Raw genomic sequence first — 10,908 nt, forward strand, 5'->3', positions numbered from 1 at the left:
AGCAACTTTGTCCCCTTCCAGGCCATCGAGCCGTAGGGTCGGATCGCGGCAAACCGGGCGCCGTTCGGGCCTGGCCACCCTTGTGGAACAACCTTGAGGGCGTGTCCGCAATGTCGGTCGGTCGTTACTCCGTTCGTGGTGCGACGTCATGAACTGACTGATCAGGCCTGGGAAGTGATCGGGGCGTTGCTGCTCCGCCCCGGATGGGGCGGCCTGTGCGGGACCGGCGGCAGGTCCTGAACGGCATCCTGTGGAAGCTGTCCACGGGTGCGGCCTGGCGGGGCCCGCCCGAGCGGGATCGTCTGTGTCGACTCGACGATCGTGCGGGCCCACCAGCACGCGGCCGGGGCCCGAAAGGGGGCCTGGACCGGCGAGGCACTCGGCCGGTCCCGCGGCGGACTGAGCACGAAGATCCACCTCGCCTGCGACGGGCGGGGCCGGCCGCTCGCGTTCACGCTCACCGGCGGGAACGTAAACGACTGCACACAGTTCGAGCCGGTCATGGCCCGCATCCGCGTCAAGCGGTGTGGGCCGGGCAGGCCCCGGACCCGGCCGCGGCGGGTGGTCGGCGACAAGCGCTACTCGTCCCGCAAGATCCGCGCCTACCTGCGGAAACGCGGCATCGCCTGTACCATCCCCGAACGCGTCGACCAGATCAGCGGACGCCTGCGACGCGGCGAGAGCCTGTGCCACCTCATCGTGAGGTCTATCGGCGCCGCAACGTCGTCGAACGCTGCTTCAACAAGCTCAAGCAGAACAAGGCCCTCGCCACCCGCTACGACAAACGAGCCCGCCACTACAAAGCCCTGGTCACCCTCGCCTGCCTACGACTATGGCTCCCCACCTGACATTGCGGACATTCCCTAGGACCGGCTCACCATCTCGCCCCACCGCCCGGTGAGCCGGCGCCTCCATCTGGACAGTGGTCGTAGCCGGCCCGGCTCCCGCCTCGGATACCGTGTTCCTCTACGGGGTGCCATAACGGATGTGACGCCCCTCACCGGAGGTAGTCAGCGTATGAGTTCAAAGCGCAGCAAGAATCCAGCCCTGCCCGTACTTGACGACGCATTCCGACTCACGTCGGTCAAGGACGCCGAAGAGTCCACCCGTGACTTGGCCGCACGGCTGGCCACCACCGAGCTGCGCCGCGTTTCCCACCCGGGCCGGGTCACCTGGGAGCCCACCGATCAGGCCGAGCCCGTACCGGTCCCGCCGACTGTGGTCGACGGTGATGGGGACCTGTGGCTGCGGGACCGGGGCACCGGCACCTGGACCATGCCAGAGTTCAACCCGAAGGAGTTCCCGGCCCGCTGTGGCGAGGTTCTGACGTGGAACGAGCTTGCCTGCGAGTTTGGCCCGCTGACCGCCCTGGCCGACGACCGCCGCATCGGAGGCGGCCGGCGCTGACCGCGCAGCCTTCTGGGATGACCGCGCCCTGAAGCGCCCGTTCCGGGTAGCTGGAGATCCAGCTCACCTCCGAGCTCTCATTGGCGCCGCGCCACCACACGTCGATCAGTGACTCAGCGTGTCCGGTCCACAGAACCTGAGCCAGAACCAGGAAGAGCGGACGTTGACGGATCTCGGCAGCGGTCCCGGTTTTGAGAGGCTGGAAATGTTGATGAGAAGTGGCAGCACCTGAGGTCACCAGCGCTGCTGGGTGTCGGATGGAAGGAGGCCGTCATCTGAGCCGGCGCTTCCACCAAGGCTCGAAGGCAGGCGCGAAGGGATCTTGCAGTGTCCGTACCAGGAATCGGTCGTCCAGAGGCGCGAGTGTCGTGAGGAGCTCGCGGCGCGCCTTCCGCCGCATGGATGCGGCTGCCCCTTCCAGGAGTGTTCGGGCATGCATGTCTCTCCAGCACGTGGTTCCGTGTCCACGGTTGGATCCATGCTCTGGCCACTCATGAAGGGCCGAGGCCCAGGCCCGGAAGGCGTGGGCGACAGACCCGCGGGGCAGCCGGTGCCGCGCTTCGAACTGCGCGATCTGTTGGTTTGTCGCAGCGGACAGGCCCGTGATGAATTGCCTGGTGCCAGCCGCCCTGCGCAAGGGCTGATCGGCCCTGATCTCGCCTGGTGAACGGCGAGGCATAAAGACTTCCAGGTGGTCAAAAGACAAGTGTTCTGACGATAGACCGTTGTCTCCGATGGCCTCAAGACGGTTCCGCGTGAATGTGGTTAGGCCCGTGAGCCGGTCAGCCAGCGGCTGCCTGCTCTGCGCGGGCGCGGGTGGTGGCGAGGCGGTAGGAGTCGGTGCCGGTCTCGATGATGTTGCCGCCGAAGGTGAGGCGGTCGACGATGGCAGCACAGAGACGCGGGTCGGTGAAGGTCTTCGTCCAGCCGGAGAACGATTCGTTCGAGGCGATGGCCACGCTGTTCTTTTCCTCGCGCTCGGTCAGAACCCGCGCCCGCGGGGATGGTCCGCTGTGCGCGTCGAGGAGCCCGTTCAGCTGCCGGTAGACCCCTCGCCCGTGGGGGTGACACCTGGCTGGGACGGTCCGATCGCCCGCGAACTCGACCTGTCTTTCGAGCGGTCGACCCCGCTCGTGGGAGATGGTCCGGGTTGGCCATCGGGTCTTGTGCGACGGTCGTCATGTCGACTCCGTGCTTCGGGTGTTCTCGGTATCGGCTGGTGGCCGTCCGGAACACGATCTTCGACCCCGCGATGCGGGGGACTTCGTCCCGACATGTGGTCGCGATGCCGGAGACGCGGCCCTGAGCCTGCGGGGATGTTCCTGGGACTGCTTCTCCATGCTCAGGTGGTTCCTGTTGCTACCAGGCCTGTGGGCCTGTACTTCTGCGGGGGACCGCACCCATGTCTGCTGTGCCGGCTAGGCCGTTTCCTTCGGATCACCTCGCCGACCAGATGAAGATGGCGGCGAGATGGAGTCCGGCGAGGTAGATGGTGGCGGTCTTGTCGTATCGCGTGGCCAGGCCGCGCCATTGCTTGAGCTTGTTGATGCACCGCTCGACGGTGTTGCGCTGCTTGTAGGCCTCGCGGTCGAAGGCCGGCGGCCGGCCACCGAGGCGGCCGAGCCGTTTGCGGTTGGCGGCCTGGTCCGCGGGCTGCGGGATTACTGCCCGGATTCCGCGCCGCCTCAGATGACGGCGGATCGCCCGGGACGAATACGCCTTGTCGGCGAGGACGGCAGTCGGTGCGGTCCGAGGCCTGCCGACCGGACGAGGCACCCGGATCTGGGCCATGACCTGCTCGAACGCGGGAGCATCACCTGCCTGCCCGGGCGTGATGACGAACGCGAGCGGTCGGCAGCGACCGTCGGACGCGAGATGGATTTTGGTCGTCAGTCCGCCGCGGGAGCGTCCAAGGGCATGGTCGGACGGCTCACCGGCCGGGGCCCCTTTTGACGAGCCCCGGCGGCGTGCTGATGAGCTCGCACGATCGTGGAATCAACCGCGACGACCCAGCCCAGGTCGCCATCGGCGTCGGCCTGGGCAAGCCGAGCAGTGAACACCTTCGCCCAGGTGCCGTCGGCCGCCCAGACCCGCAGCCGGTTGTGAACGCCCTTCCACGAACCGAAGTGCTCCGGCAGGTCCATCCACGGCGTTCCGGTGCGGTACTTGAACGCAATCGCGTCGATCACCTGCCGGTGATCACGCCAACGACCACCCCGCTTCGGCGTCCTGACCGGCAGCAACGGCTCGATCCTTGCCCACTGGGCATCAGTCAACGATACACATAACCCAACGATCCGATGATCCTCAGGAAACGGCCTAGCGGTCGAGGACCGGAGCGGCTACCAGCGCATGTCCTTCAAGCACTGGAACTCCGGCGAGAGCCCGGCGGACGGCTGCAACACCCGGGTTATCTGCATCGCTCGTCGGGGGTAGGACACAACGTTGCTGGTGCATGGGCACTTTAGCGTTTCCGTGGATCCTGAGGCATGTGAGTCACAAGGGTGCGGGGGGCAGAGAATCGTCCAGCAGAGCAACGCCTTGGGCGAACCGTGCCTCCGCCTGTTGTCGGCTTGCTCGTCGAAGTGCCCAACCAGGTTCGGCCGAACGTGTCCAGATGGCCAGCTGCCACCCGGCCCTGGGCCTACTTTGCGAGAGCCAGCCAGGGCTCGTGATGCAAGTCGGAGCCAGGGATGATCGCCTCATGATGAGAGGTGCCTTCGACGACGTCCCTTTGACCGTGCTCTTTCCTCTCCTGACGCCTGCGGATGTGGACTCCTTGCATCAGGCGGCTGGAATGGTCGACACGGTTCGTGTAGGTAGAGCCGCGGCAGATTGGGAGTGGGTCCTGGAACACGCCGCTTTCCCGGGCATGCAGCCGGGCACGCCGGTCGTCCTCGGACTGGATGTGATCGAGCACTCCGAGGGAGGCGATCAGCTGGAGTTCCTGCTTCAGGTGGTGTGGATCGGTCCGGGCCGCCTCGCAGTCGATGCGGCGGTGAACGTAGCCTGCTGGTGCGAGACCGACCACGCCACCCACGATGTCGACGCACTCAGACTCGTGGTCGGAGAGAAGAACTCGTTGCCCGGTGCATTCCGTGTCGGAGCCGAACGCCTGGCCGGCTGGCTGGCCGATCCTCACGACGCCGACTACTGGCGTACCAAAGCGGGACTGCCTTCCCGGCGGATCGGCTGAAGGTCCGATGCCGGTGAGGGTGCCCCGCCTTCGGACAGGACACCCTCACCGGATGTTGTGGATCAGCAGATCAGCGGACTGGGCGTATCGCCTTTCGAAGAGCGAGCCGCAGCGATGCGACGGTTTCTTCCGCCTCCCGATGCTGTTCTGCAAGCCGTTCGACCTGGGCCCTGGCTTCGGAGAGGTCAGCGGCGAGGACCCGGTTGCGGTGTTCCAGGTCCTGAATCCGGCTGACCAAATCGGCTTGGGCCACGTTGTCGATTTCCGCGCCAAGAGCGAGCTGGACCCGGCGCTTGAGCTCGTCGCGCTCCCGCTTCAGATCCTGGATCTCTTCACGGGCGAACGCGAGGTCGGTGTGCAGGCTGGCAGGGGTGGTCCGCTCTGGTCGGGGTGCCGCTGCCGCCTCCAACCCATGATGGGCCTGGTCGCTCATCGCGTCCCGGACCGCGGCTTTGACTGCGGGCTGGTTGTAGACGAACCAAGTGGATACGCCTGCTTCCCGGGCGACACGGGCAAAGGAGATCCGATTGCCGGCTTCCCTGGTCGCGGTCACCGCCCGCTCGAACCGGTCCAAGGCCGACCAGGATCCCGCCGAGTGGCTGCCGCCGGCGGCGGATGCGCTGTGCCGTTACGGCGCGGAGTGGACGGCGACCAAGCTCCGCTGGGGCCTGGCCGTCGACGAGGCCGAGCGGGACCGGCTGCTGGACATCGCGGCCGGCTGCGGCGGCACGGACGTGGAGTTCACTCCGGCTCCGTGGCCGTGGCGCCGCTCTGGGACCGCCCGGACAGGGGTCTGCGGGCGGTCCCGGGGTGACGTGCTCCGTGCCGGACCGGCTGGCGGGCGCGGACGCAAAGCGCTCCCGTGGCCCGCTGCCCGAGGTGCTGAACGATCCCGGGACTTGGACCTCGGCAACCGCGCGAAGGCCTGGCCGGACTTCCGGGCGTCCGAGGTGGCCCCCGGCTACGACGGCCGATCTCGGGATCTCACACAGCCGACCGGGCCCAGTCGACCCCGAGTTCGGCCAGCGCCCGCAGCTGCTCGGCGTCCAGCCGGTCGCGGCGCTGGCGCTGGTTCGCGAGCCATACCCCCGTGCGGTGGGCCGCCCCGGGCAGGTGTTCGACGTGTTGGCGGCCGGGCAGACCGCCACCCTCCCGCTCCACGTACTGCGCCAAGGCCTGGATGCCGGTCTGGAAGGCCACTGCGCCACGCCCCGGCCTTGCGGTCGTGCTGGTCTTCGCAGGCGCCGTACGGGCCCGTACAGCCCGCGCGGGTGTGATGCCGAGCGCGGTAAGGCGGGCTTGCTGCTCGGTGTTGAGCCGGTTCCAGTCGCGGCGTTGGGTGGCGAGCCAGCGGCCGATGTCCTCGCCGTGCCGGGTGACTCCGGGGGTGATCGCGGTCAGGCGGACGCCCTCGTCGAGGAGCTGGGTGAGGTAGGCGTAGTGGCGGTGCCAGTCCACCGTCACCCGTGGTCCTCGTCGCCCGGGTTCCAGTCCTTGTCGATCGCGGCCAGGGTGCGATGCGCTGGTTTGGTGTCAGTGGGCGTTGGCAGTGACGGATTGTCAGCTGGGGGTGTTTTTGCTGGTCGGGTGACTAGGGGCATGGTCGTCGCTGACGTGTGAATGGTGTCAGGGTGGCCGTCACTGTCATGGGGCGGCGTATCGCATGGCTCTCCACTGCATGGAAACGGCGCTTCTCACGCAGGCGAAGGCCGCCGCCGACGCCGGACGGCTGCTGCGCGAGGACGCCGCCGCGGCCGGCGCACCACCTTCGCGTACGGGCCCGGCGCGCACCGCGCGCACGCCGCGCCCGAGCCAGTGAAGGTGGCGCGTCAGTCGGGCCCTGGTACGTGCGCACCGCGTACCTGGAGTGCCGCTCGATCGCGGCCCTCGCCCGTGACGGTGGCGTCAGCCGCGGCGCGATCCGCACGGCCGGCGCCGACCTCCTGGCAGTTCATGACCACTTCGGAGACGAGCTGGTGAACCGCCTGCTGCAAAGGCTCAGGCATCTGGGAGTCTTCCATGGCCGCACAGTAAGGGCGCTGCATGCGCAGACAGCGCAGTCGCGGCGCGCGCTCACCCTGACAGGCCCGCAGTGGAGAGGCGAGCCTCTTCGTGCTAGCTACCGTGGCCTGATCCACCCAGGTCTGCCTGGTGGTGAACAAGCCACTCGAAGCGGTGACGTGGCACGACGACTGGTGACTGCGTGCCGGCACCGCGGCGGGTGGGGTCCCGAAGCGCTGTCGAAGGTGTGGTGCCTGCGGGGGTGGGTGGGGGTGGCAGCCGAGCTCGCGGTGCTGTTTGTGGGCGTGGCGTTCCCATACGAGATGCCTTCCGACCTGGACTTGTTACGCTAAGTGCACACGTTCCTGCCTTATGTGTTCAACTCGTGCTGGCGTTCCGTCAGTACCAGCATCAGCACCCGGGAGATGGTGGAAACATGGTCAAGAATGCGATGGCCTTCGGGGAACTCTTCGTCACTCACACGGATCAGTTCACCTGGCACTGGGACGATGAGGGGACGGGTGGCAGGGAAACGATCAGCTGCTGGCACCCGAACGCGCCGATCGGCTACAAGCCTCTGGGCACCTTGGCCATCCCGGCCTGGCACGCCAGCAACCTGCCCGGTTCCGGGAAGAAGCTCGACGAGCACGTCGTGGCCGTGTGCGTGAAGCAGCACCCTGACGTTCCCTCGGCCAAGGGCAAGCCCGCGCTGGCCGACCCCGTGGACTACGAACTGGTCTGGGACGACAAGGGATCAGGCTCCAAATATGCGGGGTCCTTCTGGCGCCCCACGCCGCCCGCGGGCTACGTGGCCCTGGGCCTGGTGGTCTCCAAGAACTCCTACGACAAGCCGCCGCTCGATGCGGTGACCTGTGTCCGCGAGGACCTCACCCACACCGCCGTCCCGTCTGCTGACCGGATCTACGCCGACAAGGGCACCGGCGCCAAGCGCGCCTTCAGCGCCTGGAGCAACATCGTCCCCCCGGCCTACGTCGGCAACACTGACGACGTGAACCGCTTTCTGCTCGCGCCCAACACGTTCACCGGCCACGCCGCCTACGACAAGCCGCAGTACCTGCCCGACATGCACGTGCTGTGTCTGCCGATGCGCGCGGAACGTTCCGAGCCGGCCCCGTTTCCCGCGCTGGAGGGACGCCGCCGCCCCTCGGGCAACTCCGTCGCGACCGTGGCCAACGCGGTCTGGCTGCCCTTTACCGCGGTGCACGACCCCGACAAGTCCACTGAATGGAAGCTGGGCAACTCGCCGTTCTACCGCATCGAACGCAAGGCGTCCTGGAACCTGCTGAGCTTCATCAACAACACCACCGACTCCGTACAGACCGTCACCGACTCCGTCACCACGGGGGTCGAGAAGGAGACCACCGACACCTTCAGCGTGAACACCGGCATCTCCATCTCAGGTACCAGCGGGGTCTCGGTCGGCGTCATCAACACATCGGTGACCACCACCTTCAGCCTGGAGATGGGCTTCTCCCGCTCCACCGGGGTCAAGGAGCTGGAATCGCGCACGGTCAGCCGTACGCTGCAAGCCCCAGCCGACCACGCCGTTGCCCTGTGGGTCGGCACCCACACCTTGCAGGTCATGCGCGCTGACAAGACCCGCGTGGGGGCACCGCTGTCCTTCCACGGCGACAGCTTCCACTACGACCAGTACCCCGACGCTCCCGGGAGTGTGTCCTCGCAAGGACACACCGCCACACTGAAGACCGTCCAGCCCTCCACCACAGGGAGCACCAGCAAGACCGCGGCGAGCGCCAAGCGGACCTCGCGGCAGACATAAGGGTCCGAACGCACGAAACCCCCGAAAGGCCGGAGGCGTCGGTCATCGCCGACTCACTGAGCGGCTACGCCTGGTGAGTCGGCATACTGCCGGCCGCCCGAGCCTGGAGGGACACCCGTAACGGGAGCTGCAGCTCGAACGGTGACACAAGCGGTGACGTCCTAGATGCATCGAACGCAAGGCGTCCTGGAACCTGCTGAGGTTCATCAACGACACCACCGACTCCGCGCAGACCGTCACCGACTCCGTCTTGCCGCGGCCTTTCTGCAGCCACGTCGCCACGCTCCCGCTCCCTAAGCTGACCGGAGCCGCACGTTGCCGAGGCCGCGCCGTGTCCGAACGCGCGTCGAGCGCGTGGGGGTCCGCCTCATCCGGCTGCTGCCGTGTCCCGGCCCTGGCGCAGCCGCGGCCAGGGCAACTGAAGCGGGTGCTCAGGAAGACAGGCGCGCTGGCCGTCCTCACGATCCGAGGCCCGACACCCGACAGGCTGACCGGCTGGAAGGCAAGCCCGCCTCTCGGCAGGCGCCCGGTGCCGGAGCGCTGCGGGCTCCCTACGCGGGGTTGGGGCACGGGACGGAGAACTCACCGAGGATTCTGGTGGGCGGCTGGAGACCGACGCGCTGCCACCGGAGGCCGGCCGCGTCCATGAACTGGATCGTCAGCCGGTGGTTGGTCGCATTGGAGGGGGCGATGCCTTCATCAGTTCCCACCTCGATGCTGTCGATGAAAAGAGGTCCCCAGCTCTGCTCCCGGAGCTCCAGGTAGTGGGTCTGCCCAGCCGAGACGTTGCGGAAGGTCCGCTGGTCCTCATCGGACCAGCGGACCGCTACAGGGTCTCCGTTGGGCTGGTCGGCGTCGGCCCTGATGATCCTCAGTTCAAGCAGCGGCTCGGAGCTGTGGTTGACCACCTCCCCACGGTTCCCGTCTATGACCGGAACCACCAGCCGTGCCTGTGCTGCTTGCCTGTCCGTCTCTTCCTTCCGCCGCATACGCAGCTCGTGCCAGCCAAAGCCAAGGGCTACGGCTGTTGCCCCGGTGGTTGCGATCGCGCTAGCCGCGTCCCAGAAGTCGCTCATGCCGGGACCCTAGACCGGCGCGGGACCTACCGTCGCCCCTTGAAGCGCACGAAGTATGGACGGCCAGGACACGGACAGGGGCTCGCGCATGCCGGCTCCGCAGCCGGACGCCAGCCGTGTCAGGCCCAGTCGATGCCGAGTTGAGCGAGGGCGGTGAGCTGTTCGTGGTCGAGTTTGTGGCGTCGGGTTTTGGTGTTGGAGATCCATACGCCCAGTTTCACGATCACCGGTTCTGCTTCGCCGTCGACGGTGATCGTCTCCCCGTGGGCCCTCGGGACGGGTCGGTGGGCTCCTTCCCGCTCTACCCACTGCGTGAGGGCCGTCAGCCCCCGCTGGAATGCCTGCTGTGCCTTGCTCGGCCCGTTCGCTCCACGCCCGGCCGCCGGGGCGGGTGGCGGTGCCTGGGCGGGTTGCACGCCCAGCTCGGTCAGTCGTTTCTGTTGCTCGGGCCGCAGCCGCGCCCAGGTGGCCCGCTGTTTCTGCTGCTGGAGCCATCGGCCGATGTCGTCGCCGTCCCACCGGACGCCGGGGGCGATGTCGGGCAGTTGTCCGTCGGCGTCGACGAGATCGGCGAGGACGCGGCAGTGGCGCTGCCAGTCCAGGGGCCAGGGGCAGTTCCAGTCCTTGTCGATCGCGGTGAGCTGCGCGGCCCGGGTCGTCGCGGTGTCCTCGTTCTTCCCGAGGCCGTTCTTGGTGCCCTTCCTGCGAAGATTGGCCATGTACTGGCCGAGGGGCACCATGGCGTTGTTCTCGCCCCACACGGCGTCCTGCCGGGGCGCCAGGTGGCCGGTGCCCTTCCGGTAGGACCGGAGGACGGCGAGCTTGTTCTCCCACGCCTCCTCGCCGGGCTCCCAGACCATGCCGGCCTCCGGGGCGTCCAGCAGTTCCTTGCGCCGGTTCTCGAGCTCCCCGGTGCGCAGCGCTTTGCGCTGTTGGTGCACCCACCGGCCGAGGGGGAACGCCTTGGTGATGCCGACATCGACTTCGACGTCGTAGGGGACGGCGTGGAGGCCGGTGATCTGGTTCTCGGCCCGCCAGCGCAGCAGGGCCTGGTAGCCCTCCAGCCAGACCAGGGATTCGGGCCGGTAGATGCGGGTGCGCAGGAACGCGGCGATGGTGGCGGCGTCCCGGGGGCTGGAGAAGTGGAGCAGCGCCGACTCGGCGGCCGCGTCGGCGCAGTCCTCCTGGTCCTCGCCTTCCCCGCCGCCGGCCCCGACGATCCGCCCGTCCTCGTCGCGCCGGAGGTGGGTCTTGCGCTTGCCGCTGGTGAGGGCGCGGGAGGCGAGCTGCTCGACGAGGCGGTCGTCATGAGAGCGCAGGCCCTGCAATACGGCTACAAGAGGGCGGAAGCTGGCGGAGGCGACCATGTCGGTCGGGTCCTCGTTCGGCTCCAGGAAGATGGGCACGATGATCCGGGCGATCTTCGT

General features: G+C 67.9%; 8 protein-coding genes and 5 pseudogenes. 7 read left to right on the forward strand and 6 right to left on the reverse strand.

Annotation, left to right across the window (positions count from 1 at the left end):
- The first annotated feature begins 135 nt into the window (after positions 1-135).
- Both AB0M92_RS38755 and AB0M92_RS38760 read left to right on the forward strand, forming a co-directional pair.
- Positions 136-848: pseudogene (locus AB0M92_RS38755) on the forward strand (IS5 family transposase).
- Positions 849-1,017: 169 nt separating this feature from the next.
- The gene (locus AB0M92_RS38760; RefSeq protein ID WP_366107100.1) at positions 1,018-1,407 is read left to right on the forward strand and encodes a hypothetical protein; all 390 of its coding nucleotides are present in this window, start codon (positions 1,018-1,020) and stop codon (positions 1,405-1,407) included.
- 782 nt (positions 1,408-2,189) lie between these two features.
- Here AB0M92_RS38760 and AB0M92_RS38765 read toward each other — a convergent pair.
- Positions 2,190-2,399 (reverse strand): annotated as a pseudogene (locus AB0M92_RS38765) (ATP-binding protein); the annotation flags it as partial.
- Between the two features lie 445 nt (positions 2,400-2,844).
- A pseudogene (locus tag AB0M92_RS38770) lies at positions 2,845-3,704 on the reverse strand (IS5 family transposase).
- A gap of 407 nt (positions 3,705-4,111) precedes the next feature.
- Here AB0M92_RS38770 and AB0M92_RS38775 point away from each other — a divergent pair.
- Positions 4,112-4,603 carry a hypothetical protein gene (locus tag AB0M92_RS38775; protein ID WP_366107101.1) on the forward strand — a complete coding sequence of 164 codons (492 nt, stop codon included), beginning with the start codon at positions 4,112-4,114 and terminating at the stop codon, positions 4,601-4,603.
- Between the two features lie 70 nt (positions 4,604-4,673).
- On the opposite strand, the gene AB0M92_RS38780 is transcribed toward AB0M92_RS38775, so the two are convergent.
- Positions 4,674-5,156 carry a DUF6262 family protein gene (locus AB0M92_RS38780; protein WP_366107107.1) on the reverse strand — a complete coding sequence of 161 codons (483 nt, stop codon included), beginning with the start codon at positions 5,154-5,156 and terminating at the stop codon, positions 4,674-4,676.
- On the opposite strand from AB0M92_RS38780, the pseudogene AB0M92_RS38785 reads away from it, so the two are divergent.
- A pseudogene (locus tag AB0M92_RS38785) lies at positions 5,137-5,358 on the forward strand (HNH endonuclease); the annotation flags it as partial. The gene AB0M92_RS38780 and the pseudogene AB0M92_RS38785 overlap by 20 nt on opposite strands.
- 229 nt (positions 5,359-5,587) lie before the next feature.
- Here the strand turns inward: AB0M92_RS38785 and AB0M92_RS38790 are convergent.
- Positions 5,588-6,067: a helicase associated domain-containing protein gene (locus AB0M92_RS38790; RefSeq protein ID WP_366107102.1), complete on the reverse strand. Its 480-nt coding sequence runs from the start codon at positions 6,065-6,067 to the stop codon at positions 5,588-5,590.
- A gap of 214 nt (positions 6,068-6,281) precedes the next feature.
- On the opposite strand from AB0M92_RS38790, the gene AB0M92_RS38795 reads away from it, so the two are divergent.
- From AB0M92_RS38795 to AB0M92_RS38805, 3 genes and pseudogenes are all read left to right on the forward strand, one after another.
- Positions 6,282-6,422 (forward strand): hypothetical protein, encoded by a 141-nt coding sequence (locus AB0M92_RS38795; protein ID WP_366107103.1) that lies wholly within the window; start codon positions 6,282-6,284, stop codon positions 6,420-6,422.
- A 28-nt stretch (positions 6,423-6,450) separates the two neighbouring features.
- Positions 6,451-6,549: pseudogene (locus tag AB0M92_RS38800) on the forward strand (recombinase family protein); the annotation flags it as partial.
- Between the two features lie 491 nt (positions 6,550-7,040).
- The gene (locus AB0M92_RS38805) at positions 7,041-8,405 is read left to right on the forward strand and encodes a Vps62-related protein (RefSeq protein ID WP_366107104.1); all 1,365 of its coding nucleotides are present in this window, start codon (positions 7,041-7,043) and stop codon (positions 8,403-8,405) included.
- A 551-nt stretch (positions 8,406-8,956) separates the two neighbouring features.
- Here the strand turns inward: AB0M92_RS38805 and AB0M92_RS38810 are convergent.
- Positions 8,957-9,481: a hypothetical protein gene (locus AB0M92_RS38810; protein ID WP_366107105.1), complete on the reverse strand. Its 525-nt coding sequence runs from the start codon at positions 9,479-9,481 to the stop codon at positions 8,957-8,959.
- Positions 9,482-9,600: 119 nt separating this feature from the next.
- Positions 9,601-10,908: helicase associated domain-containing protein (locus AB0M92_RS38815; RefSeq protein ID WP_366107106.1), on the reverse strand; the 1,308-nt coding region annotated here is incomplete at its 5' end.

The sequence above is a fragment of the Streptomyces sp. NPDC051582 genome, assembly GCF_040681715.1.
Taxonomy (GTDB): Bacteria; Actinomycetota; Actinomycetes; order Streptomycetales; family Streptomycetaceae; genus Streptomyces.

Coding starts and splice junctions, on each gene's coding strand:
- AB0M92_RS38760 (WP_366107100.1), top strand. CDS start 1,018: ATGAGTTCAAAGCGCAGCAAGAATCCAGCCCTGCCCGTACTTGACGAC.
- AB0M92_RS38775 (WP_366107101.1), top strand. CDS start 4,112: ATGATGAGAGGTGCCTTCGACGACGTCCCTTTGACCGTGCTCTTTCCT.
- AB0M92_RS38795 (WP_366107103.1), top strand. CDS start 6,282: ATGGAAACGGCGCTTCTCACGCAGGCGAAGGCCGCCGCCGACGCCGGA.
- AB0M92_RS38805 (WP_366107104.1), top strand. CDS start 7,041: ATGGTCAAGAATGCGATGGCCTTCGGGGAACTCTTCGTCACTCACACG.
- AB0M92_RS38810 (WP_366107105.1), bottom strand. CDS start 9,481: ATGAGCGACTTCTGGGACGCGGCTAGCGCGATCGCAACCACCGGGGCA.